This is a genomic window from Streptomyces sp. NPDC006624 (assembly GCF_040611555.1).
Classification (GTDB): domain Bacteria; phylum Actinomycetota; class Actinomycetes; order Streptomycetales; family Streptomycetaceae; genus Streptomyces.
In genome coordinates, this window is record NZ_JBEXOM010000006.1 from 338,567 (window position 1) to 362,396 (window position 23,830).

At 72.3% G+C, this 23,830-nt stretch carries 23 protein-coding genes and 1 tRNA gene; 8 read left to right on the plus strand and 16 right to left on the minus strand.

Annotated elements, in window-relative coordinates:
* Positions 1–18: 18 nt before the first annotated feature.
* Both ABZY20_RS14520 and ABZY20_RS14525 read right to left on the minus strand, forming a co-directional pair.
* Positions 19–92: transfer RNA gene (locus ABZY20_RS14520), tRNA-Thr, on the minus strand.
* 95 nt (positions 93–187) lie between these two features.
* A complete protein-coding gene (locus ABZY20_RS14525; RefSeq protein ID WP_356441486.1) occupies positions 188–604 on the minus strand; it encodes a DUF3224 domain-containing protein in 417 nt (138 codons plus the stop codon).
* 118 nt (positions 605–722) lie between these two features.
* Here ABZY20_RS14525 and ABZY20_RS14530 point away from each other — a divergent pair, with 118 nt between their 5' ends.
* From ABZY20_RS14530 to ABZY20_RS14545, 4 genes are all read left to right on the plus strand, one after another.
* Positions 723–1,691: a WYL domain-containing protein gene (locus ABZY20_RS14530; protein WP_356441488.1), complete on the plus strand. Its 969-nt coding sequence runs from the start codon at positions 723–725 to the stop codon at positions 1,689–1,691.
* Between the two features lie 184 nt (positions 1,692–1,875).
* Positions 1,876–2,964: a sn-glycerol-3-phosphate ABC transporter ATP-binding protein UgpC gene (gene ugpC, locus ABZY20_RS14535; RefSeq protein ID WP_356441490.1), complete on the plus strand. Its 1,089-nt coding sequence runs from the start codon at positions 1,876–1,878 to the stop codon at positions 2,962–2,964.
* A gap of 227 nt (positions 2,965–3,191) precedes the next feature.
* Complete coding sequence (locus ABZY20_RS14540; RefSeq protein ID WP_356441492.1) at positions 3,192–3,647, plus strand: hypothetical protein; 456 nt, start codon at positions 3,192–3,194, stop codon at positions 3,645–3,647.
* Between the two features lie 115 nt (positions 3,648–3,762).
* The gene (locus ABZY20_RS14545) at positions 3,763–4,494 is read left to right on the plus strand and encodes a nucleotidyltransferase family protein (RefSeq protein ID WP_356441494.1); all 732 of its coding nucleotides are present in this window, start codon (positions 3,763–3,765) and stop codon (positions 4,492–4,494) included.
* Between the two features lie 157 nt (positions 4,495–4,651).
* Here ABZY20_RS14545 and ABZY20_RS14550 read toward each other — a convergent pair whose 3' ends face one another.
* From ABZY20_RS14550 to ABZY20_RS14575, 6 genes are all read right to left on the minus strand, one after another.
* A complete protein-coding gene (locus ABZY20_RS14550) occupies positions 4,652–6,376 on the minus strand; it encodes a DoxX family protein (protein ID WP_356441495.1) in 1,725 nt (574 codons plus the stop codon).
* Between the two features lie 129 nt (positions 6,377–6,505).
* Positions 6,506–7,441 (minus strand): 23S rRNA (guanosine(2251)-2'-O)-methyltransferase RlmB, encoded by a 936-nt coding sequence (gene rlmB, locus ABZY20_RS14555; RefSeq protein WP_356441497.1) that lies wholly within the window; start codon positions 7,439–7,441, stop codon positions 6,506–6,508.
* Positions 7,442–7,535: 94 nt separating this feature from the next.
* Positions 7,536–8,936, minus strand: coding sequence for a cysteine--tRNA ligase (cysS, locus tag ABZY20_RS14560; RefSeq protein ID WP_356441499.1), 1,401 nt, complete (start codon positions 8,934–8,936; stop codon positions 7,536–7,538).
* Between the two features lie 86 nt (positions 8,937–9,022).
* Positions 9,023–9,529, minus strand: coding sequence for a 2-C-methyl-D-erythritol 2,4-cyclodiphosphate synthase (gene ispF / locus ABZY20_RS14565; protein ID WP_356441501.1), 507 nt, complete (start codon positions 9,527–9,529; stop codon positions 9,023–9,025).
* Positions 9,519–10,283: a 2-C-methyl-D-erythritol 4-phosphate cytidylyltransferase gene (ispD, locus tag ABZY20_RS14570; protein ID WP_356441502.1), complete on the minus strand. Its 765-nt coding sequence runs from the start codon at positions 10,281–10,283 to the stop codon at positions 9,519–9,521. Before ispD ends, ispF begins: the two co-directional genes overlap by 11 nt.
* Positions 10,284–10,569: 286 nt before the next feature.
* Positions 10,570–11,052: a CarD family transcriptional regulator gene (locus tag ABZY20_RS14575; RefSeq protein ID WP_003953493.1), complete on the minus strand. Its 483-nt coding sequence runs from the start codon at positions 11,050–11,052 to the stop codon at positions 10,570–10,572.
* A gap of 600 nt (positions 11,053–11,652) precedes the next feature.
* On the opposite strand from ABZY20_RS14575, the gene ABZY20_RS14580 reads away from it, so the two are divergent.
* The gene (locus ABZY20_RS14580) at positions 11,653–12,330 is read left to right on the plus strand and encodes a DUF461 domain-containing protein (RefSeq protein WP_356441504.1); all 678 of its coding nucleotides are present in this window, start codon (positions 11,653–11,655) and stop codon (positions 12,328–12,330) included.
* A gap of 89 nt (positions 12,331–12,419) precedes the next feature.
* On the opposite strand, the gene ABZY20_RS14585 is transcribed toward ABZY20_RS14580, so the two are convergent.
* Complete coding sequence (locus ABZY20_RS14585) at positions 12,420–13,100, minus strand: response regulator transcription factor (protein ID WP_030243122.1); 681 nt, start codon at positions 13,098–13,100, stop codon at positions 12,420–12,422.
* Positions 13,097–14,389, minus strand: a complete 1,293-nt coding sequence (locus ABZY20_RS14590; protein WP_356441506.1) for an ATP-binding protein — start codon at positions 14,387–14,389, stop codon at positions 13,097–13,099. The genes ABZY20_RS14585 and ABZY20_RS14590 overlap by 4 nt, the downstream gene beginning before the upstream one ends.
* 243 nt (positions 14,390–14,632) lie before the next feature.
* On the opposite strand from ABZY20_RS14590, the gene phoU reads away from it, so the two are divergent.
* From phoU to ABZY20_RS14605, 3 genes are all read left to right on the plus strand, one after another.
* Positions 14,633–15,334, plus strand: coding sequence for a phosphate signaling complex protein PhoU (gene phoU / locus ABZY20_RS14595; RefSeq protein WP_356441508.1), 702 nt, complete (start codon positions 14,633–14,635; stop codon positions 15,332–15,334).
* A 93-nt stretch (positions 15,335–15,427) separates the two neighbouring features.
* Positions 15,428–15,583, plus strand: a complete 156-nt coding sequence (locus tag ABZY20_RS14600) for a hypothetical protein (RefSeq protein ID WP_356441510.1) — start codon at positions 15,428–15,430, stop codon at positions 15,581–15,583.
* Positions 15,584–15,735: 152 nt separating this feature from the next.
* Positions 15,736–15,987 (plus strand): SCO4226 family nickel-binding protein, encoded by a 252-nt coding sequence (locus ABZY20_RS14605; protein ID WP_356441512.1) that lies wholly within the window; start codon positions 15,736–15,738, stop codon positions 15,985–15,987.
* Positions 15,988–16,000: 13 nt separating this feature from the next.
* Here ABZY20_RS14605 and ABZY20_RS14610 read toward each other — a convergent pair whose 3' ends face one another.
* From ABZY20_RS14610 to ABZY20_RS14635, 6 genes are all read right to left on the minus strand, one after another.
* Positions 16,001–17,683, minus strand: a complete 1,683-nt coding sequence (locus ABZY20_RS14610) for a SulP family inorganic anion transporter (protein ID WP_356441514.1) — start codon at positions 17,681–17,683, stop codon at positions 16,001–16,003.
* Positions 17,684–17,699: 16 nt separating this feature from the next.
* Positions 17,700–18,377 (minus strand): GAP family protein, encoded by a 678-nt coding sequence (locus ABZY20_RS14615; protein WP_356441516.1) that lies wholly within the window; start codon positions 18,375–18,377, stop codon positions 17,700–17,702.
* A 10-nt stretch (positions 18,378–18,387) separates the two neighbouring features.
* Positions 18,388–19,821: a DUF1254 domain-containing protein gene (locus ABZY20_RS14620; protein ID WP_356441517.1), complete on the minus strand. Its 1,434-nt coding sequence runs from the start codon at positions 19,819–19,821 to the stop codon at positions 18,388–18,390.
* Positions 19,822–19,843: 22 nt separating this feature from the next.
* Positions 19,844–20,749, minus strand: a complete 906-nt coding sequence (locus tag ABZY20_RS14625) for an HAD family hydrolase (RefSeq protein WP_356441519.1) — start codon at positions 20,747–20,749, stop codon at positions 19,844–19,846.
* A 62-nt stretch (positions 20,750–20,811) separates the two neighbouring features.
* Positions 20,812–22,404 carry a DUF1254 domain-containing protein gene (locus ABZY20_RS14630; protein ID WP_356441520.1) on the minus strand — a complete coding sequence of 531 codons (1,593 nt, stop codon included), beginning with the start codon at positions 22,402–22,404 and terminating at the stop codon, positions 20,812–20,814.
* A gap of 129 nt (positions 22,405–22,533) precedes the next feature.
* Positions 22,534–23,826, minus strand: coding sequence for an MFS transporter (locus ABZY20_RS14635; RefSeq protein ID WP_356441522.1), 1,293 nt, complete (start codon positions 23,824–23,826; stop codon positions 22,534–22,536).
* Positions 23,827–23,830 lie beyond the last annotated feature (4 nt).

A 23,830-nucleotide genomic window follows, 5' to 3' on the forward strand; every position in this document is an offset into this window, starting at 1 on the left:
GACCTGGGGTTTCAGCAGAGCCCCCTGTCGGATTCGAACCGACGACCTACGCATTACAAGTGCGTTGCTCTGGCCAGCTGAGCTAAGGAGGCGCGCGTACTACGACGCCGTACGCGAGGCGGCACCACTGTACACAGAGCCCGTCATGGCGAGCCACGAAGTTCCGTCCGGGCCGGGGGCGCCCCGGTCACCCCAGTTCGTAGGTGAAGCGGTACGTCACGGCCGGTTCGCCGTGCCGTGCGGTGAAGGCGCCCTGCCCCTTCAGTCCGGTCAGCTCACCGCTGCCCGACCCCGGCACCACCTCGAAGGAGCAGTGCACGGTGCCGTCCTCGTCGAAGCGTCCCCGTTCCTCCACGGCGAAGCTCCCCTCGCGTCCGTCGAGGCGGCCGGTGAGGAGCTCCATGCCGCTGAAGGAGCCGGTCTTGGCGGTGACGTAGACGATGGAGTACTCGCAGGTCGTGCCGGCCGCCTCGATGCCGCCGCTGAAGGTGTTGCGGACGCCGGCGTGGGCGAGGCGCGGGACCGCCTCCTCGTCGGGGCCGATGACGCGTTCCTGCCAGTCGGCGAAGGTGAAGTGGCCGGTGGTGGTGCGGGTGCCGGGCATGGGTGGTCCTCCCTGTCAGCCGGGGCCGGGCGGGTGCCGGCCGGTGTCGGTGACCAGCCTGGACGCCGTACCTGACACCTGCTGTCAGGTAAGCGGGGCGCGCGGCCACAATGGCCCCATGCGCGCCGACCGGCTCCTGTCCCTGCTCCTGCTGCTGCAGAACCGCGGCCGGATGACCGCGTCCGAGCTCGCCGCCGAGCTGGAGGTGTCGGTGCGGACGGTCTACCGGGACGTCGAGGCGCTGGGCGCGGCGGGCGTCCCGGTGTGCGCGGACCGGGGGCCGGAGGGCGGGTACCGGCTGGTGGACGGGTACCGGACGCGGCTGACCGGTCTGACCGACGCCGAGGCCGGGTCGCTGTTCCTCGCCGGGATGCCCGGGCCCGCGCGGGACCTCGGGCTGGGGGCGGTCCTGGCGAGCGCCCAGCTGAAGGTGCAGGCGGCCCTGCCCGCGGAGCTCGCCGGGCAGGCGCGGCGGGTGCAGGAGCGGTTCCACCTGGACGCGCCGGCCTGGTTCCGGGAGGCCGACCCGGTGCCGTGCCTGGAGGCGGTGGCGGCGGCCGTGTGGGAGCGCCGGGTGCTGCGCGTGCACTACCGGCGCTGGCGCGGCGAGGTGCACCGGGAGGTACGGCCGCTGGGGCTCGTGCTGAAGGGCGGCATCTGGTACCTGGTCGCGCTGGCGGAGGAGGCCGTGCGCACCTACCGGGTGTCGCGCCTGCTGGCCGTCGAGGAGACCGGGGAGCTGTTCGACCGTCCGGCCGGGTTCGGTCTGGCCGCGTACTGGGAGGAGTCGTCCCGGCGCCTGGAGGCCGCTCTGCGGCAGGACGTCGCCCGGGTACGGCTCTCGCCGCGGGGGCGGAAGCTGCTGCCGATGCAGTTCGGGGCGGCGGGCGTACGGGCCCTGGAGAGCGCCGGCGCACCGGACGGGGACGGCTGGGCCGAGGTGGAGCTGGCCGTGGAGAGCGAGGCCGTGGCGGTCGGTGACCTGCTGCGGCTGGGCGCTGAGGCGGAGGTGCTCGGACCGCCGGGGCTGCGGCGGGCCGTCGCCCGGGCGGTGGCGGCGCTGGCGGTCCGGTACGGGGAGGCGTGAGCGCGGCTGCGAAAATTTCCATGAAGTTCACAGCCCCGGAACTACTGACAGACGTGTGAACGCCAGGTAGCGTCCCATGCCAGTTCACAGGCGTGGACTGCCCCACAACGGAAAACCGTCGTGGCACCGCCTTCCTACTCGGATCGTCCGGCACGTTCCTGCCGGTAGAAGGGGTTCACTCACCATGGCCACTGTGCAGTTCGACAAGGCGACCCGGATCTACCCGGGTTCCACCAAGCCCGCCGTCGACGCGCTCGACATCGACATCGAGGACGGCGAGTTCCTCGTCCTGGTCGGCCCGTCCGGTTGCGGCAAGTCCACCTCGCTCCGCATGCTCGCGGGGCTCGAGGACGTCAACGGCGGCGCCATCCGCATCGGCGACCGCGACGTCACCCACCTGCCGCCGAAGGACCGGGACATCGCCATGGTGTTCCAGAACTACGCGCTCTACCCGCACATGACCGTCGCCGACAACATGGGCTTCGCGCTCAAGATCGCCGGCGTCAACAAGGCGGAGATCCGGCAGAAGGTCGAGGAGGCCGCGAAGATCCTCGACCTCACCGAGTACCTCGACCGCAAGCCGAAGGCCCTCTCCGGCGGTCAGCGCCAGCGTGTCGCGATGGGCCGCGCCATCGTGCGTGAGCCGCAGGTCTTCCTCATGGACGAGCCGCTGTCCAACCTGGACGCCAAGCTCCGTGTGTCGACCCGTACGCAGATCGCCTCGCTCCAGCGCCGCCTGGGCATCACCACCGTCTACGTCACCCACGACCAGGTCGAGGCCCTGACGATGGGCGACCGCGTGGCGGTCCTCAAGGACGGTCTGCTCCAGCAGGTCGACACCCCGCGCAACATGTACGACAAGCCCGCCAACCTCTTCGTGGCCGGCTTCATCGGCTCCCCGGCGATGAACCTCGTCGAGGTCCCGATCACCGACGGCGGCGTGAAGTTCGGCAACAGCGTGGTGCCGGTGCAGCGCGACGCGCTCGCCGCCGCCACCGACAAGACGGTCACCGTCGGTGTCCGCCCCGAGCACTTCGACGTGGCCGGCGCGGACTCGGACCTGGGTGTCGCGGTCACCGTGAACGTCGTGGAGGAGCTCGGCTCCGACGCCTTCGTCTACGGCACCGCCGACCTCGGCGGCGAGTCGAAGGACCTCGTGGTCCGCGTCGGCGGCCGTGACGTCCCGGAGAAGGGCAGCACGCTGCACGTCGTCCCGCGGGCCGGCGAGACCCACGTGTTCTCCCCCTCCACGGGCGCGCGCCTGTCCGACTGACCTCGGGCACCGCAGGCACACGCACCACTCCGGGTGATTCACCCGGGATGACGACGAAGGACCCCGCAGCGCGCTGCGGGGTCCTTCGCGTTGTCGACAAATACCCCGGCAGACCGGACGTTTCGAGCGTTGTGCGTCAACCCGGTACCCAGAAACTGCCCCTCTCCCATCCCCCGAACCGGTGACTAAATGTCTACAAACCATTACCGGGCGCTACCCTCACACGCGTGAAGCACTCCACTACCCCACAGACGCGACGCGGCCGGGGCCCCGCCCGCCGGATCGGCCGCTCCCTCGCTTTCGTCCTGCCCGTCGTCCTGGTGCTCTCCGGGACCCTCGCGGTCACCCGAGTCAACTGGTCGGGGAACTCCACCGACCCGGTGCTCACCGCGGCGGACACCGCCCTGTCCCCCGGCACCCCGCGAGCCGTCAAGCGCGCACCGCAGGACGTCCTGCGCGACAAGCTGCTGACCGAGCTGCAGGAGGAGAACCCGGGCGTCGCCCTCACCCACCTCCAGCAGGCCGTCAACGGCCGCCCGTCGCTGGCGAAGCACTGCGCGTCCATCGCCCGTGCCCTCGGCGAGGCCGCCGTCCGGATCTACGGCCCGACCCGCGCCCAGTCCTACGCCCGTCCGGTCTGCGACACGGCCTTCGCCACAGGTGTCGCCGCGGCGCACCGCTGAGCGCGCCGCCCCGGCACCCGGTGCCGGGTGAGAAGGACGGGCAGCAGTCAACAGCCGAGGCGGGCACCGTCGTCCGCCGTCGCCCCGGGCGGGACGCCACGTACAGTTCGGTCTCATGAGCGATCCGAGCGCCGCGTCCCGCCCCGTTCAAGCCGTGGTACTGGCCGGTGGCCAGGGCTCCCGGCTGCGCCCGTACACCGACGACCGGCCCAAGCCGATGGTCGAGATCCCCGGGACGGGGACGCCGATCATCGGCCATCAGCTGTCCTGGCTCGCCGAGGAGGGCGTGACCGACGTCGTGGTCTCCTGCGGCCACCTCGCCGAGGTCCTGCAGAAGTGGCTCGAGACGGCCGATCTGCCCGTCTCCGTCACCACCGTCGTGGAGCCCGAACCGCTCGGGCGCGGCGGCGGTCTCAAGTACGCGGCGGCGCACCTGCCCCACCCCGACCGGCCCTGGTACGCCACCAACGGGGACATCTGGACCCGGTTCTCGCTGCGGGACATGGCGGACTTCCACACCGAGCGGGACGCCGTCGCGACGCTGGCGCTGGCCCGGCCCCGGCTGCCGTGGGGGGCCGTGGAGACCGACGGGTTCGGCCGCATCACCGACTTCATCGAGGCACCCCCGTCGACGTTCGAGGTCAACGCGGGCGTGTACGTGTTCTCGCCCGAGTTCACGGAGCTGCTGCCGGAGCGCGGCGACCACGAGCGTACGACGTTCCCCCGCCTCGCCCGTGAACACCGGCTGGCCGGGTTCACCATCCCGCAGGGGTCCTACTGGCGGGCCATCGACACGGCCAAGGACCTGACCGAGGCGGCCAGGGAACTGGCGGCGCTGGGACGCTGAGGCCGGCCGAGGCAGCCGCATCGCACAGCGGCATCACCCGCCGAGAGCCCTCCACAGATCTCCACCGGGCCGGCCGAAGGCCCTCATGCACGGAACGCGAAGGGGCCCCGCACCTCGAAGGTGGCGGGGCCCCGGTGCCGCTGGGGTCGCGGGCCGGCTAGCCCAGGAGGCCGCCCACCAGGCCCGAGCGGCCCGAGGAGCCGCCCTCGCCGGAGCCGCCCTCGTTCGAGCCGCCGCCCGTGGAGCCCGCGCCGCCCGTCGCCGCACCGCCGGACGTGGGGCCGGTGGTCGTGCTGGGGGCCTGGTCGCCCGGGGTGGACTGCTGGGGCGGGGCCTGGCCGGCACTGCCCTGGGTCTGGCTCGGGGAGCCGCCGGTGACCGTGCCGGCGTCGCGGGTGGCGCCCGGGCTGGTCGTGGTGCCGGCGCTGGGGCTGGCCGAGCCGGCCGTGGCGCCCTGCGTGGGCGAGGTGGAGGCCGACGGGGTCCGCTTGCGCAGCCGCTCGGTGGGCTCCTCGGGAAGCGGGGAACCGGGTAGTTCGTTGCGCGGGGCCTCGCCGGGGCCGGGGACGACGACCCGGTCGGCGTCGCGGACGGCGCCGCCGAGCAGCGAGCCGACGAGCAGGGTCAGGCCGACGGTGACGGCGGTCACCAGGGCGCCCCGGCGCAGCACGTAGCGGCGCAGGTCCCAGATGTCGGCGCGCGGGCCGAGGCGGCGCCAGGCGCTGCCGGCCAGGCGGCCGTCGACGGAGTAGACGGGGGCGCCGGCGATGATCAGCGGGGACCAGGCGGCGAGGTAGATGATGTCGGGGGTCTCGTAGGCGGGGACGCTCTTCCAGCTGACGGTGACCAGCAGCGCCGCGGAGAGCAGGGCACCGAAGGCGGCGGCGACGCGCTGCCAGCAGCCCAGCATCGTCAGGACGCCGACGACGACCTGCGCGAAGGCGATGACCAGACCGGCGCCGACCGGGTGCTCCAGGGCGAACTGGCGCAGCGGCTCGGCCACTTCCCACGGGTGCAGGGTGTTGAGCCACTTGACCATGGAGCCGCGCTTGCCGCCGTCGAAGTAGACGGGGTCGCACAGCTTGCCCATGCCGGCGTACACGGAGATGAAGCCGAGGAAGACGCGCAGCGGGAGCAGGACCACGCCGAGGTTCATCCGGCGGCCCGGGTAGTAGGCGTGCCGGGCGGGGTCGTCGCCGTGCCGCCGGGAGGCGCGGCCGGTGTGCTCCGCCTCGGCGTCGAGCTCCTCGAACTCCCCGTCCCCGTAGCCGGCTTCGTAGCCCGGTTCGTCGTAGGCGCTGCCGACGGTGCGCATCTGCGGCAGCAGCCGGGTGCCGTCGGCCGGGTCGTGGGTGCGCTGGGGGCCGACGACGGGCGTCTCCATGGTCTGCGCGAGGGCGTCCTCGTAGCCGTCGCCCGGGTAGCCACCGCCCGCGTATGCCGTGCCGTAGCCCGCGCCGTCGTGGCCGGTGCCGACGCGGGAGATGACCCGGGTGGCTCCGGTGTCGGAGGGCGGCTCCTCGGCGTGGCGGATGCTCTCGTGCCGGACGGCCTGCAGCAGCCGGTGGGCGCCGGTGTCGTCGGGCGCGGATCTGCCGCTCCAGACGACGGGCCGGCGGCGGGCGGTGGCCTCCTCCGCCGCGCCCCCGGCGGTGACGACGGGGATGCGGGCGGTGTCCTGGGTGGCGGTCAGGTGCCGTGCGACCCGTGGGGACTGGGCACGACGCGTCGAGACGCCCAACTGCACGCGGAAACTCGCGTGGTTGACGATCACCTGCGCCGGGTCGCTCGGCACCTTCACCATGCTCAGCGCGGGAGCGTCGTCGAGTCCCGACGAGCGGTCCCCCGTGGGTGTGCGGGGTGTTCTGGTGTCCACACTCATCTAACCGAGTGACGTCGGGTTAGGACACTGCTTTGACCCGCCGGATCTGTCCGGACCCCGTCAAGCTTGTCCTCGTCGCCGCGATGACCCCGGAATTACCCCGTACGGGTGAGGCGGCCGGACACCTGTTCAGGCGCGCCGGCGGGCGGCCTCCCACAGCACGATCCCCGCCGCCACACCGGCGTTGAGCGACTCCGCGCCGCCCGGCATCGGGATCCGCACCCGCACGTCACAGGTCTCCCCGACCAGCCGGGACAGGCCCTTGCCCTCGCTGCCGACGACGATGGCGACGGGACCCTCCAGCGCCTCCAGCTCGCTCAGCTCGGCCTCGCCGTCCGCCGCGAGGCCGACGACCACGATCCCGGCCTTCTTGTACGCCTCCAGCGCACGCGTCAGGTTGGTGGCGCGGGCGACGGGCGTCCGGGCGGCCGTACCGGCGGACGTCTTCCAGGCACCGGCCGTCATCCCGGCGGCACGCCGCTCGGGTACGACGACGCCGTGCCCGCCGAAGGCGGCGACGGACCGGACGACCGCGCCGAGGTTGCGCGGGTCGGTCACCCCGTCGAGCGCGACGATCAGCGCGTCCTCGCCCGCGTCGGCGGCGGCGCCGGCCAGGTCCTCGGGGTGGGCGTACTCGTAGGGCGGGACCTGGAGCACCAGGCCCTGGTGGTTCAGCCCGTTCGTCATCCGGTCGAGCTCGGGGCGCGGCGCCTCCATGAGGTGGATGCCGCCGCGCTCGGACGCGAGCTGCAGGGCCTCGCGGACCCGCTCGTCGCTGTCGATGAACTGCTGGACGTACAGCGTGGAGGCCGGTACGCCCTCGCGCAGCGCCTCGACGACGGGGTTGCGCCCGACGACGAGCTCGGAGGTGCTCCGGCCGCGCGGGCCCTTGGTGCGGCTCTGCGCGCGGCGCGCCTTCGCCTGGACGGCACGCTGCTTGACGTGGCCCTTGCGCATTTCGGCGGGCGGGGTGGGGCCCTTGCCTTCGAGCCCGCGGCGCCGCTTGCCGCCACTGCCGACCTGCGCGCCCTTCTTGCCGGACATGCGACGGTTGTTCGCGGCCATGACCTACCTGTCTGTGTGAGCGTTCGTACGTACGTCTATGCAGTGTGCCGCCCGGGGGCCCGGGCGGCACAATCGATCACCGGCCGGCGACGGCTCAGCGGGGGCCGAGACTCCAGCGCGGACCCTGCGGGCTGTCCTCGATGACCAGGCCGGACTGGCTCAGCTGGTCGCGGATGGCGTCCGCGGTCGGCCAGTCCTTGCGGGCCCGGGCGGCCTCGCGCTGGTCGAGGACCATCCGCACCAGCGAGTCGACCACGCCGTGCAGGTCCTGCCCGCGGTCGCCCTCCCCGGCCCACTGCGCGTCGAGCGGGTCGAGTCCGAGGACGCCGAGCATCGCGCGGATCTCGGCGAGCCGGACCACGGCGGCTTCCTTGTCGGCGGCGGCGAGCGCGCTGTTGCCCTGCCGGACGGTGGTGTGCACCACGGCCAGCGCCTGCGGCACGCCCAGGTCGTCGTCCATGGCCTCGGCGAAGGCGAGCGGCACCTCGGGCGCCGGCTCGACCGGGCCCCCGGCCAGCTCGACCACGCGCTGCACGAAGCCCTCGATCCGCGCGAACGCCGACTCGGCCTCGCGCAGCGCCTCCTCGCTGTACTCGATCATCGAGCGGTAGTGCGGGGTGCCCAGGTAGTAGCGCAGCACGAGGGGCCGCCAGCGCTTGACCATCTCGGCGACCAGCACCGAGTTGCCCAGCGACTTGGACATCTTCTCGCCGCTCATGGTGACCCAGGCGTTGTGCACCCAGTACCGCGCGAACTCGTCGCCGTAGGCCTTGGCCTGGGCGATCTCGTTCTCGTGGTGCGGGAAGACCAGGTCGAGGCCGCCGCCGTGGATGTCGAAGGCGGGGCCCAGGTACTTGTGCGCCATCGCCGAGCACTCCAGGTGCCAGCCCGGGCGGCCGCGGCCCCAGGGCGTCTCCCAGCTGGGCTCGCCCGGCTTCGCCGCCTTCCACAGGGCGAAGTCCCGCGGGTCGCGCTTGCCGGTCTCGCCGGCGCCGGAGGGCTGCTGGAGGTTGTCCAGCTCCTGGTTGGACAGCTGCAGGTAGTCCGGGAAGGAGCGCACGTCGAAGTAGACGTTGCCGTCGGCCTCGTAGGCGTGGCCGCGCTCGATGAGGCCGCGCATCATCTCGACCATCTCGGTGATGTGGCCGGTGGCGCGCGGCTCGTAGGTGGGCGGCAGGCAGCCGAGGGCGCGGTAGCCGTCGTTGAAGGCGCGCTCGTTCTCGTAGCCGATGGCCCACCAGGGGCGGTTCTGGTCCGCCGACTTGGCGATGATCTTGTCGTCGATGTCCGTGACGTTCCGGACGAACGTGACGTCGTAGCCGCGGTACTCGAACCAGCGGCGCATGATGTCGAAGTTCAGCCCGGACCGGATGTGCCCGATGTGCGGTGCGGCCTGCACGGTGGCGCCGCACAGGTAGATCGAGACGCAACCCGGGACGAGCGGGGAGAAGTCACGGATCTGCCGGGCGCTGGTGTCGTACAGGCGAATAGTCACGACACCAGGGTAGTAGGCCCGCGGGTGTGCCTCAGGACCTTCCGTACCCGGGGCGCGCATTCGTGACCTTCACCGCGAGCGCGCGCTCAGCCGGCCCGGACCACCAGCGCCGTCGCCACCGCCATCAGGCCCTCGTCCCGCCCGGGGAACCCCAGGCCGTCCGTCGTCGCCCCCGACACGGAGACCGGCGCTCCGGCCGCCTCCGACAGCAGCTTCTGCGCCTCGTCCCTGCGCTTGCCGATCTTCGGCCGCGGGCCCACCACCTGGACGGCGATGTTGCCGATGCGGAAGCCCGCCTCGCGCACGATGCGGGCCGCCTCGGTCAGCAGGGTCACGCCCGACGCGCCCGACCACTCGGGGCGGCCGGTGCCGAAGTGCATGCCGAGGTCGCCCAGGCCCGCGGCGGAGAACAGCGCGTTGCACGCCGCGTGCGCGACGACGTCCGCGTCGGAGTGGCCCGCGAGCCCGGGTCCCTCGCCCTCCCACTTGAGGCCGGCGCACCACAGTTCGCGGCCCTCCTCGAAGGCGTGGATGTCGGTGCCGATGCCGACCTGGGGCAGCGGCACGTCCTGCGGGGTCCCCTCAGAAGCCATCGTTGAGCCTCCTGCGGGCCAGGACCGCCTCGGCGAGGACCAGGTCGAGGGGGCGGGTGACCTTGAACGCCTCCTCGTGGCCGGGAACGGCCACGACCGTGAGGCCGAGCCGCTCGACCATGCCGGCGTCGTCGGTGACCTCGCCGGTCACCGTCTCGTGGGCCCGCTCCAGCGTCGCCCGGTCGAAGCCCTGCGGCGTCTGCACCGCCCGCAGCAGCGCCCGCTCCGGCGTGGCGACGACGGGCTCGGGCTCACCGGGCACCTCGGCGGGCTCGACCTGCTTGACGGTGTCGGCGAGCGGCAGCGCCGGGACCACGGCCGGGGCGCCGTCGCGCACGGCCTCGATCACGGCGTCGACCGTGTCGACCGGCACCAGCGGCCGGGCCGCGTCGTGGACCAGCACGATGTCGTAGCCGGCGGGCAGCGCGTCCAGCCCGAGCCTGACGGACTGGCGGCGGGTCTCGCCGCCCGGCACGACGAGGAAGTCCGTCCGCTCGGGCAGCACGTGCGCGTCGAGGAGCGACCTGACCTCGGCGGCGCCGTCGGGCGGGGCCACCACGACGACCAGGGAGACGGCGCGGGAGGCGGCCATCGCGTGGACCGCGTGGATCAGCATGGGGGTGCCGCCCAGCGCGCGGAGCGCCTTGGGGGCGCCCGGGCCGAGCCGTACACCGCGGCCGGCGGCCGGGATCACGGCCGCCGTACGGGTGGCGGGGGGGGTGGCCGTCGGCGAGGGACGCGAATCGTCAGACATCGGTTCCTGTCAGGTTTGTGTGCTGGCCTGGCGTGGGTATGGCCTGGAGGAGTGCCGGGCGCGACGCGCTCGACCGGACCCTTCCGTGACGCTGGTCGAGCCGGCTGCCCGGGCCCGGCACACCACACACCGGGGCGTGAGTGATAACACATTCCGGGGCAGCGGCGCATCAGCGACCGGGTGCGGACATGCCGCAGCGCCCGGCGACAGAAAATACGTCATCGGGCACCGCGGCATTTCGTTGTGCAGGCGCTGGGAAAGCAAGCGCTGAGCGACGCGCTCCGCCTCAGGAGGCGAGAACCTCGTCGAGCAGGGCCTCGGCCTTGTCCTCGTTGGTGTTCTCCGCGAGGGCGAGTTCGCTCACCAGAATCTGGCGGGCCTTGGCGAGCATGCGCTTCTCGCCGGCGGAGAGTCCACGCTCGCGCTCACGACGCCACAGGTCACGCACGACTTCCGCGACCTTGATGACATCGCCCGAGGCGAGCTTCTCCAGGTTTGCCTTGTAACGACGGGACCAGTTCGTGGGCTCCTCGGCGTACGGTGCGCGCAGCACCTCGAAGACCCGGTCCAGCCCGTCCTGACCGACCACATCACGCACGCCGACGAACTCCGCATTGTCCGCTGGCACACGCACCGTCAGGTCACCCTGGGCGACCTTCAGCACCAAGTAGGTCTTGTCCACGCCTTTGATCTGGCGAGTTTCGATGGCCTCGATCAGCGCGGCCCCGTGATGGGGATAGACCACGGTGTCGCCAACCTTGAACGTCATGTGACAGGTACCCCTTCCGTGGCTATCCAGAGTAACACGGAAACTGGCGGTTCTGAATGGCGTTTTCGCAGGTCAGGGCATATCTCGGGGCTTGACAACTCCGACACGGACGTGCTTCGGACAGGGAGTGGAAGAAGGTATTCGCAGGTGGGAGCGGCTGTCCGGGCCGAGTGAAACGCGTACGCTACACGCATCCGGAGCCTCCCCCGGACGACCGAACGTCCCCATATGTCCGCTTCCATGTGATCGACTCCCGCTACTCCGTTCGACGGCCCGGGCGGGGTTCCGGTCGAATCCGGAATTGATCACCGGGTGCCCGGGGCGGCCGCCGGTGATCAATTCCGGGCCGACGCGCGCATTCCCTCGGGGAAAATCCGTCCCGGCCGTCGGGCGCTCTTATGTGAATGCCGGACCGGCCCTCCGCAATGTGACGCCCGAGTCATCCGTGACCCGTGAGCCGGCTGTGACACATGTGGGATCGGAGGTGCCGGGGGGTCGGGTGCGGCAGCGCGGGAACGGCTCGGTAACCTAAGGCCCGCTGACAGACACTTAGGGCGGCTTTATCGGCCGCTCCGCTCAAGTCAAGGAGTTGCCGCCGCCGTGAGCAGCAGCCTTCGACGCGGCGCCCTCGCCGCCGCCGCCATCGCGTTCTCGATCGCCTCGCTCGCCGCCTGTGGAGCCGGCAACAACGCCCAGAGCCTGCAGATCCAGCCCGACCACGCCGCGACGAGCGTCGGCGACATCATGATCCAGAACGCGATCGTGATCACGCAGCCCGACCTCGAGTCGACCGGTCCGGCCGCGATCTCCGCCACCTTGTTCAACTCCGGCGACACCGCGCAGACGCTGGAGTCCGTCACCCTGCCCGGCACCGGCAAGGAGGCCGAGCTCAAGCCCGCCAAGGGCGGCAGCCTGAGCATCCCGGCCGGCGGCTCGCTGATCCTGGGCGGCAAGGACAACGCCGCGGCCGTGCTGCCCAGCAGCCGCGAGTCCGTGCAGGACGGCAACGCCCAGAAGGTCACCTTCACCTTCAGCAAGACGGGTGACGTGAGCCTGCGTGCCCTGGTCGTGCCCGCCGAGAGCTACTTCAGCGAGTGGGGCCCGAGCGAGGTCCCGGCCGGCCCCGCCGGCTCGGCCTCCCCGTCCGGTTCCCCCGCCGAGGGCGCCTCGGGCTCGCCGGCCGGTACGGAGAGCCCCGCCGCGAGCGGGACGCCGGGCGGCTCCGAGTCGCCGGCCACGCCGACCGACGCGGCCTCCGCGAGCGCCTCGGCCTCGTAGGCCACGCGGACCACAGGACGTCACGAAAGGGGCGGGCCCTCTCTCCGGAGAGAGGGCCCGCCCCTTTCGTCGTCTCGTGCGGTGCCGGTCTACGGCTCGAACTTGTAGCCCAGGCCGCGGACCGTCACCAGGTAGCGCGGGGCGCCCGGGTCCGGCTCGATCTTGGCGCGCAGGCGCTTGACGTGGACGTCGAGGGTCTTGGTGTCACCGACGTAGTCGGCGCCCCAGACGCGGTCGATGAGCTGCATGCGCGTGAGCACGCGGCCGGCGTTGCGCAGCAGCATCTCCAGCAGGTCGAACTCCTTCAGCGGCAGGTCGATCTTGGTGCCGCCGACGGTGACCACGTGCCGGTCGACGTCCATGCGGACCGGACCGGCTTCCAGGGCGGCCGGGGTCACCTCCTCCGGCTCGCCCCGGCGGCGCAGCACGGCCCGGATCCGGGCGACCAGCTCGCGCGAGGAGAACGGCTTGGTGACGTAGTCGTCGGCTCCTATCTCCAGCCCGACGACCTTGTCGATCTCGCTGTCCTTGGCGGTCACCATGATGACCGGGACGTTGGAGCGGCCGCGCAGCTGGCGGCAGACCTCCGTGCCCGGCAGGCCGGGCAGCATCAGGTCGAGGAGGACGAGGTCGGCGCCGTTGCGCTCGAACTCGTCGAGTCCGTCGGGCCCGGTGGTCGCGACGGCGACCTCGAAGCCCTCCTTGCGGAGCATGTACGACAGGGCGTCGGAGAAGGACTCCTCGTCCTCGACGACGAGCACACGGGTCACGGAAGGACCTCCGGGGCGGGAAGCGTTTCGTACGCGGTTGATTCGGGGGATTGGGGGGTGGACCGCCCGGCCTCCACGTCGAGGCCCGCGCCTGCGGCGCGTTCCACTCGGGCGGACTGCTGAGGTGCGCGGTCGCGGGCCGCTCCGGCCTCCGGGAGCCGCAGGGTGAAGGTGGAGCCCTGGCCTTCGGCGCTCCACACCGTGACCTCACCGCCGTGCGAGGCGGCCACGTGCTTCACGATCGCCAGGCCGAGGCCCGTGCCGCCCGTGGCACGGGAGCGGGCGGGGTCGACGCGGTAGAAGCGCTCGAAGATGCGCTCCTTGTCCTTGTCGGAGATGCCGATGCCCTGGTCGGTGACGGCGATCTCGATGTGTTCGCCGCCGGGGGCGTTCACCCTGCGGGCCGCTATGCCGACGCGGGTGCGGGCGGGCGAGTAGTTGACCGCGTTCTCGACGAGGTTGCCGAGCGCGGCGGCGAGCTGGCCGCGGTGCCCCCACACGCGCAGATCTGCGGTGCCCCCGGCGGCGATGGTGATCTGCTTGGTGCCGGCCTGGTGGCGGCAGCGGTCCATGGCCTCGGCGACCAGCTCGTCGACCCGGACCGGCTCCGCGTCCTCCAGCGGGTCGTCGTTCTGCACCCGCGACAGGTCGATGAGCTCCTGGACCAGGCTGGTCAGGCGGGTGGCCTCGATCTGCATGCGCCCGGCGAACCGCTGCACGGCCTCGGGGTCGTCGGAGGCGTCCATGACGGCCTCGGACAGCAGCGAGAGGGCACCGACCGGCGTCTTCAGCTCGTGGCTCACGTTGGCCACGAAGTCGCGCCGGACCGCCTCGATGCGGCGGGCCTCGGTCAGGTCCTCCACGAGCAGCAGCACCAGCCGGGAGCCGAGCGGCGCGACCCGCGCGGAGACGGCCAGGGCCTCTCCGCGTCCGGTGCCGCGCCGGGGCAGGTCCAGCTCCACCTGCCGTATCTCCCCGTCGCGGCGGGTGTCCCGGGCCATCTGCAGCATCGGCTCCACGGCGAGCTTGCCGCCGCGGACCAGGCCGAGGGCGTACGCCGCGGAGCTGGCCTTGACCACGCCGTCCGCCTCGTCCAGGACGACGGCGGAGGACCTGAGGACCGACAGGACGGTGTCCACGCCCGGCGGGAGCACCGGGTCCGTGTGCAGGGAGGTACGTGTGGGGCGCTTCTGCTCGCGCTCACTCCAGCGGAACGCCAGCATCGCGATGACGCCGGTGAGCACCCCGGCGATCGCTGCCGCTGCGGCGACCGCCGCGTTCACGTCCATGCACCCAGGTTAGGCATGGCTCGGGCACCCTCCACAGCCGTCGGGGTGCGAGCTCGAACACTCGTCGCCCAGAGTTCACCTTGGAGCCAGTATTGGTTCATTTGGGATGCCGGAAACGGACGCGTAGGAGCCGGAACGTGGGAGCGTGGGGTTCGGATCGTCGGTCGTACGACGGTCGTACCGCCGGTCGTACGGTGGGCCCCGGCCCTTGAACCCCGACACGACGCACGAGAGGGAACGTTGATGCGCGACGCGTACCACGAGGAACTGGACTCGATAAGCGACAGTCTGGTGGAGATGGCCCGGCTGGTCGGGTCGGCGATCGGGCGCGCCACGACGGCCATGCTCGACTCGGACCTGAAGCTGGCCGAGAACGTCATCGAGGCCGACAAGAAGGTCGACGAGCTCCAGCACGAGCTGGAGGCCCGGGCCATCGCGCTGCTGGCGCGGCAGCAGCCGGTGGCGACGGACCTGCGCATCGTCGTCACGTCGCTGCGGATGTCGGCCGACCTGGAGCGCTCGGGCGACCTGGCCCAGCACGTGGCGAAGCTCGCGCGGCTGCGCTACCCGGACCGGGCGGTCCCGAGCGACCTGCACGCGACGATCCTGGAAATGGGCCAGCTCGCGCAGCGGCTGATGGCCAAGGCCGCCGAGGTGATCATCACCAAGGACGTCGACCTGGCGCTGCAGCTGGAGCAGGACGACGACGCGATGGACCTGCTGCACCGCACGCTGTTCCAGCACCTGATGGACGACCGCTGGAAGCACGGCATCGAGACCGCGGTGGACGTCACGCTGCTCGGCCGCTACTACGAGCGGTTCGCCGACCACGCGGTGTCGGTCGCCAAGCGTGTGGTCTACCTGGTGACCGGTGAGCACGCGGACGAGATCCAGACCGACGTGCAGCCGGAGATCCAGGCGGTGCCGGGGGCGGAGAGCGCCTGACGGCCGTGGGGCTCGGGCGCCTCCGTGCGCCGTTGATGCGCCCGGCACCCCGGGCGTCCAATGGGCACAGGCACCAGCCTCGAGGAGGGACCCATGGCCGAATCCCCCAGCACCATGCCCGACCCCACGCAGCACAGCGAGACCGAGCAGCCCGCCGAGATCAGGAGCCTGCCCCTGATCGCCGCCTGCGGCTGCGGCTCGGGCTGCGGCTGCGGGTGCCAGTCGGGCAGCCCCTGCCAGTGCGGCTGACGCCGGCACCCGTCACGGCATGCCGCAGGGCTCCGGTGGTTCGCCGCCGGAGCCCTGCGGCGTCCGGGCCACGCGGTCGCCGGTCCGGCCGTACGGGCGGACCATGGGAGGTGGACCGTACAAGGCACGGCAGGGGAAGAAGGCGCGGGGTCATGGCCAAGTTCATGGACGTCCACCACAGCATGAAGGGCATCACGGAGGAGCAGCTGCGCGAGGCCCACGACGCGGACCTCGCCATCGAGGGCGACGAGCAGGTCCACTTCGAGAAGGCCTGGGCGGATCCGGAGTCCGGTCTCGTCTACTGCCTGTCGGAGGCTCCCTCGGCGGAGGCGGTGCAGCGCATCCACGAGCGGGCCGGGCACAAGGCGGACGAGATCCATCCGGTGCCGTTGGTCGTGCAGTGACACCGGGCGCCGGTCAGGTGCCGGTCCTGGCCGCCTCGACCGCCGCCCGCACCGTCGGGTAGACGCGTCTGAGCTGGTCCTCGGCGTCGGCGGCACCGAGCACGTCGCGCACCTGTCCCACGTCACGGGCGAGCAGGAGGCGGACGCCCCGGGAGCCGAGGTCGCGGGCCAGCGCGTCGAGCATGCGCACGGCGCCGACGTCGACGAAGGAGACCGTCTCGGCGTCGAGCACGACCGCCGTCGTGCCCTCGCGGACGGCGGCCTCGCGGAACAGGGAGCGGATCCGTTCGGCGTTGGCGAAGTAGATGCCGCCCTCGACGCGCAGCACCACCACGCCCGGGATCCTGCGGCCCTCCGGGTGCCGCTCCAGTGAGGCGAAGTGCCCGTCGCCGGGCAGCTGCCCCAGTTCGCTGACGACCGGGCGCGAGGAGCGGTAGAGCAGCAGGAGCAGTGAGGCGCCGATGCCGATGAACAGCCCCGGCAGCGTGCCGAAGGCCAGCACCCCGAGCAGCGCGGCGACCGCGGCGAGGAAGTCGGGCCGCGCGGCGACGCCGTAGGCCCGGCCGAGCCTGCGGGTGAAGACGCGGTGCAGGGCGACCAGCGCCGGGACGTCGACCAGCTCGACGATCGCCGCGATCACCACCGCCGCGAGCACCGCCTCGGGCAGCTTCTCGAACAGGCCGGTGAGGAAGAGGAGCGTGACCAGGGTCAGGACGGCGACGAAGATCCCGGAGAGCTGGGTGCGCGCCCCCGCGGACCGGTTGACGGCGGTCTTGGAGAGGCTGCCGTTGACGACCATGCCGCTGGACAGGCCGGCGCCCAGCCCGGCGGCCCCGAGCCCGATCAGCTCGCGGTCGGCGTCGATCTCGTAGTGGTCGCGGGCGGCGTAGGTCTTGGCCGCCCCGAGTCCCTCGGCGAAGGCGACGAGCAGCACGCCGACGCTCCCGGCGGCGAGCGCGCCGAGGTCGTCGAGCGAGACGTCGGGGAAGCCGTACGGGGGCAGGCCGGTGTCGATGCGGCCGACGACCGCGACACCGTGGTCCTCCAGGTCGAACGCCGCTGCCGCCGCGATCCCCAGCGCCACCGCGATCAGCGAGCCGGGCAGCGCGGGGGCGAGCCGCTTGAGGCCGAGGATCAGCACCAGGCTGCCGGCGCCGACCAGGACGGTCGTGCCGCTGGTGCCGCCCAGGTCGGCGACCAGGTGCCAGATCTTCTCGAAGAAGTCCCCCGACCCGCCCTCCACCCCGAACAGCTTCGGCAGCTGCCCCGCGATGATCGTCAGGGCCAGGCCGACGATGAAGCCCTTCAGGACGGGCTCCGAAATGAAATCGGCGAGGAACCCGAGGCGCAGCAGCCCGGCGAGCAGCGCCCCGGCTCCCACCATGAGGGCCAGGGCCGCGGTCAGCGCGCCGAAGCGCGCGTCCGAACCGCCCGCGACGTCCCCGACCGTCGCCGCCGACAGGGCCGCCGTCGCCGCCATGGGTCCGACGACCAGGTGCCGGGAACTGCCGAAGACGGCGTAGAGGACGAGGGCCGCGGGGGCCGCGTAGAGGCCGACGACGGGCGAGACACCGGCGATGGTCGCGTAGGCGAGCGCCTCGGGCACGAGGATCGCCCACACGGTCGCCCCCGCCAGCGCGTCGCGCCCCAGCCACTGCCGCCGGTACCCCCGCAGCGAGGGGAACAGCCGGCCCATGTCCGCCCGTCCGCCCTCAGGAGGAGAGGTCGCTGACGGCGTCGCCGATCAGCTTCGCGGCGAGGATCAGGCAGAGCACGGCCATGATCGCCGAGTTGTTCTTCTCCATCCAGGACTTGAGGCCGTCGAGGATGTGCTTCGAGCGCTCCTTGAGGGCGAAGTAGAGCACGAGCGGTGTGCCGGGCCCGAGCGCCCCGATGGCCACGAACACCGCGAGCGCCACGGCCTGATCGCCGCCGGAGGTGCCGGTGCGGGCGATCGTCTCCGCCGCGGCGATCACGAGCAGCAGGTTCTTCGGGTTGACGGCCGACAGCGCCATGCCGAGCGCGCCCGCCTTGACCGGGGTGAACGAGTCGACCGTCCGCATCCACTTCGGCAGCTTCACCTCCTCGTCGCCGCGCGGCCGGTGGCGCCACTCCGAGACCGCCACCCACAGCAGCAGCACGCCCAGCGCCAGGTCGAGCGCGCTGACCCAGACGGCCGGCTGCCCCTGGTCGTCCGGGTCCGCGCCGCCGGAGACCAGCAGCACGATCGTGCCGACCAGGGACAGGCCCAGCACCCAGCCCAGCAGCAGCGCGGGCCCGTTGGTGCGCGCCCGGGGGGTGGCGAGCATCAGCACCACGCCGATGATCGGGAACGGGCTCAGCGCCACACCGACCCCGTAGGACAGAATCTGACCGATCGCCTCGCCCACGGCCCCCGCCTCACACCGGTTCGATCTCGCCCGGCCGCCAGCTCTGGTCGAACCAGCCCTCGAGCGGACCGTAGAGCCGCAGGACGGTGAACCATCCCTTGCCGGGGACCGTCCGGACCCAGTTGCCCTCCCTGCCCTGCGGCGCGGTCGGGCCGAAGTGGATGACCGTGTCGCCGCTGTCCTCCGTCCGCACGGCGTCGGAGAGGCTGTTCACGCTCGGGTAGGGGTCGTCGGTCCGCAGCAGCGACCGGGTCTGGGGGTCGTAGGCGGTGACGGACCAGAAGTTCTTCGCCGGGATGTCGCTCGGCAGGGTGAGCGTGTAGGCGCGGCCGCCGTCGAGCAGGGCGCCGGTGGAGTCCTCCGCCGTGTACGCGTACTGCGATCCCGCCCCCACGGCCGCCGCCGCCATCGCCGGTGAGGTGCCCGCCGCGAAGTAGTGGTAGATCGCCCGGGCGTCCAGCAGCCGGGCCCCGTCCGGGGAGAGGAACTCGTGGTTGTGCGACGGCCAGGGGTTCTTCCAGGAGCCGCCGGGATAGACGTAGAAGGCCGGGTCGCGCGGCTTGAAGCACAGCGTCCGGACGAGGCCCGAGGCGATCCTGGCGGCGGTGTCGAGGATCGAGCGCATGCGGTCGTCCGGCCGGAACGGCCTGCCGGGCACGATGCCGATCGCGGCGAGCTGGCCGGCCCGTTCCGGGTCGAGCGCCTCGGGCGGCTCCTCCTGGACGATGGTGTCGATCTCCTCGAAGAACGAGAAGTCGTTCGCGTGGATGGTGTTGAAGTCCGACTCGGCGAAGTTGACGAAGCGCTGCTCGGGCGGGTCCGCGGCGGCCGTGAGGGGATAGATCCTCGACTGGAGCAGCCCCTCCATGCCGTTCAGCGCCCGCAGCAGCACCCAGGAGGAGAAGGTCGGCGGCCGCACCACGAAGTAGCCGTCGGGGACGTCGCCGTCGTGGCCGGGGGGCAGGAAGAGGTACTTGCCGCCCCGGCCCTTGTCGGGTCCGGCGATGCCCATGTCGGCCACATGGCGCTGCCACAGGTCGTTGACGAAGCACAGCGAGTTCCCCGGCGCCTCGATCACGGTGGGCCCGTCCTGGGCGAGGGCCAGGCAGGTCATCCCGTACGTGGTCTCGGTGTTGGCCGTGAGCACCAGCGGCGCCGAGGTGCACCGCGGGGACAGGCAGCCGATCGTGCGGGAGTCGACGCCGATGGAGCGCAGACCGCGCCGCATCGCCACCATCGCGGCGCCGGGCACGCAGTTCAGGAACACCTCGATCCCGCGCAGCAGATCGAGCGCGTCGTAGCTGCGGGTGATCGTCTCGGGCAGGGGCATGCCGTCGAAGAAGTCCAGCGTGCCGAAGAGCGTCTCCAGCCGGTCCGGGCTGCAGATGGACGTGAAGGTGTCGGCCGATGTGCCCGGGCTGGGGGCGCTGCTGACCTGTGCCACCGTGTCTCCTCCTTGAACGGGCTTATGCGGGATGTCCTGTGAGGACGGTCTTCCAGTCGTCGCGCACGCTGACCGTGGTCCAGCCGGACCGCTCGGCCGCCGCGCGTGCCCGCCCGGCGCAGTCGGCGTAGGCGTACTCCCGGACGTCGTCGTCGTGCACGACGAGCAGGGCGAAGCGCGCGGATTCGAGCAGCTCGACGTCCACGTCGTCGTTGCCGGCCGCGAAGCCCGGCAGCCGGCCGGTGCGGGCGAGGACGTACTCCGGTTTGCCGGGCCCGAGCGCCAGGGGCCCGTGCAGGGTCGCCCGGCGGACCAGCTCGCCGTTCCGGTAGGCGAACTCCGGGGCCGAGCCGATCACGTTCTCCCGCGGCAGGCCCCAGACGTCCTCGCAGATCACGCGCATGAAGTCGCGCCCGCCGCCGGAGCAGACGAACAGCCGCCAGCCGTGCGCCCGGAGGTAGTCGAACAGCTCCAGCATCGGCTGGTAGACGAGACCGGAGTACGGCACGCCGAAGCGCTCGTGCCGCCAGGACGCCAGGTACCGGGCGGCCTCGGCCTCGAACTGAGCGAGGGTGGTGCCCTCCCAGGCCGCGCCGATGGCCTCCACCATCGACGCGACGGCGTCGGCGTCCTGTTCGTTCAGCGCGCGGAAGTACGACGCGTCCCGGTCGGCGATCGCCCGGTAGGCCCGCTCGCGGGACAGCGACGGGTCCGCCGCCAGCCGCTCGGCGAGTTTCCCGAGGACGAACGGCATCTGCACCGGCTGGGGCTTCTCGACCCACAGGGTGCCGTCGTTGTCGAACACGGCGATCCGGTCCGCCGGCGCGACGAAGCCGGGCGAGCCCTCCGCCGCCGCGGACGTCACGAACTCGACGATCGCCCGTTTCGCGGCGCCGTCCCTCCAGCTCCCCAGCGGGGTCGTGCCCATGGCCACCTCACCGTCCGGACCGTCGTGCCGTCGCCGTGCCGTCGCCGTGCCGTGGGGCCGGGTCAGTCCACCGACTCGATCTCGCCCGGCCGCCAGGTCTTGTCGAAGAACGGCTGCAGCGGGCTGTAGAACCGCAGCACCACGAACCATCCGCGGTCCGGCAGGGTCTGGATCCAGTTGCCCTCCGGTACGCCGTCGGGCCGGTCGGGACCGAAGTGCACCGTGGTCGTGCCGTCCGCGTCGGCGGCCGCGGCCGGGGTGGGGTAGCTCTGGCTGCCGGCCCGCGGGAACCGCTGGGGGGTGTCGATCATCGACCGGGTCTGGTTGTCGTAGACGGTGACCGACCAGAACCGGGCGGCGGGGATGTCCGGCGGGAGCACCAGGCGGTAGCGCCTGCCGCCGTCGAGGGGCCGGCCCTCCTGGTCCCCGAACGAGAAGAGGTACTGCGAGCCCACCCCGGTCAGGCGCGTGGTGAACGTCGGGCTGATGCCCACGCCCACGTACCACCACCAGGACCGCAGGTTGAGCTTGCGGGCACCGCTGCTGGGCCGGGGCTCCACGCCGCTGTCGGTGATGTCGGCGGGCGGGGTCATGAAGTCGTAGCCTGCCGCGAGGAGGCCGTTGACCCACTGGGAGGACGGGCCGTAGTAGTGCGCCCCCTCCTTGAGTCGTGGACGGCAGGCGAGGGTACGGGCCGTGGCGTTCCCGACCGCGGCCGCCTCGGCGAGGATCTTCCGCATCCGGGCGTCCGGCTCGAAGGGCTGCCCCTTGACGATCCCGACCGCGGCCAGCGGCCCGGCGATCTCGGGGTCGAGCGCGTCGGCCGACTGGTCCTGCACCAGTTCGTTCGCGAAGTCGAAGTACGTCTCGTCCGCCGGAGGGACCGTGTTCACGGGGAGCCCGGAGCCTTCGACGAAGCGCGGCGGGTCGGCCCTGCGGAGCGCGGCGGTCCAGGTCTCCGCGGTCCACGGCAGCGGCGGGGCCGTGCCGCCGGTGACGATCTCCGCGACACTCGTCCCGTACAGGCCCGGGACGTAGCGGTGGATGCGCAGCCGCTCCTTGACGCGCTCGACCGCGGGCGTCGGGTCGCCGTCCTCCAGGAACGCCCGCCCGCCCAGGATGAGCCGCGTGGTGCGGACCCGGTATGTGAAGTACCCGCCCTCGGGCAGCGGGCCGTCGTACCCGGGCGGTACGAAGAGGTAGGAGCCGCCGGTCCCGCGGTCGGGTCCGGGCATGCCGGGGTCGGTGACATAGCGGAACCAGATGTCGTTGACGAAGCTGAGGGCAAGGGGCGGCATCTCCACCACCAGGGGTCCCTCGGTCAGGTCGAGGAACGTCACGAAGTAGACGGTGTCCGCGTTCCCGGTCAGCAGCACCGTCTTGGGGTCCATGAACTCGGAGAAGAGCAGGACGTCGTGGTCGTTGATCCCCGCCTCCAGGAAGCCCTTGCGGGCGGCCCACGCGTTGACCCCGGAGTACGCGTCGAGGAACCCGCGGACGGCGTGCAGGTGGTCCAGGTGGTCGTAGAGGCGGTCGGCGGTCTCGTCGGTGGGGACGCCCAGCGGGAATTCGAGGGTGCCCAGGTGCGTCTCGATCCGCTCGGGCGTCGAGAGCGACTCCAGGACCTGAGGTGAGATCCGCGCGGCTTGCTGCAAGGAATCGCTCCGTTTCGTGCGGAAAAGATCGTTTTACCGACCATGCTCCCGGCCTGATCCGTCACCGCAACCGAAGCTGCGCCGACCGGACTCCGCACTCGCCCGAAGGGGCTCATCGGGGGGTGCGCGTCACCCCGCCCCGACCTCGGGCTGCGGCCGCACCCCCACGTCGGGCCCGGCCGGTGCCGGCTTCTCCTGCGGCAGCCGCCGCATCAGCACCCCGTACCCCACCCCGGCGACCGTCCCGAGGACCGCGCAGGCGCCCCACAGCCACTCCGCCCCGAACCGGTCGATGACGAACCCGGACAGCAGCGGGGCGACGAGCGCGGCGACGGACCAGGACATCGTGTACATGCCCTGGTAGCGGCCGCGCCCGTGCGCCGGGGACAGCCGTACGACGAGACTCGTCTGCGTCGGCGCGTTGACGATCTCGGCGAGCGTCCACACGCACACCGTCAGGGCGATGACCCAGACGGAGCCGGCGAAGGCGGTCAGCCCGAAGCCGTACCCCGCGAGGACGGACGACAGGACGAGCAGCCGGCGCGGATCCCGGTGCTCGATGAAACGGGTGACCGGGATCTGCAGGACGACGATCAGGACGCCGTTCACCGCGATCGCGAGGCCGTACTCGGCCGGGCTGAACCCGGCAGCGCCCATCGCCACCGGCAGCCCCACCGACCCCTGCTGGAAGATCAGCGCGACGAGGAAGGACAGCCCGACGACGCCCATGAAGCGCCCGTCGCGCAGCACGGTGCCGAGGCTGACCGGGCCGCCGGGCGAGGAGCCCGCCGTGCCCCCTCCCTCCCCTGTCCCCGCCGTCTGCTCCGGCCGGGACTCCGGCAGCCGCAGGAAGACCAGGACCGCGCAGACCATCGTCATGCCCGCCTCGATCAGGAACCCGGCGCGGTAGCTCACCTCCGCGATGAACCCGGCGGCCATGGAGGAGACGGCGAAGCCGAGGTTGATCGCCCAGTAGTTGAGGGAGAAGGCGCGCACGCGGTCCTCGGGCCGGACGATGTCGGCCATCATCGCCTGCACGGCGGGCCGCGAGGCGTTGCTCGCCATGCCGACGAGGAAGGCCACCCCGGCGATCGCGACCGGGTCGCGCACGAAGGCCAGCAGCGCGACGGACACGGCGGTCGAGGCCTGCGCGATCAGCAGCGTCGGCCGCCGGCCGAGCCGGTCGGTCAGCACGCCGCCGCCGATCGAGGAGATCACCCCGCCGAGCCCGTGCAGGGCGGCGACGACACCGGCGTACGTCGCGGAGTAGCCGCGGTCCAGGGTCAGGTACAGCGCCATGAAGGTCGCGACGAAGGCGCCGAGCCGGTTGACGAGCGTGCTCGTCCACAGCCACCAGAACTCCCGGGGAAGCCCCGAGACCGTCTCCCGCACGGCTCGTCGGGCACGTATGGCGTAGGGCATGGAC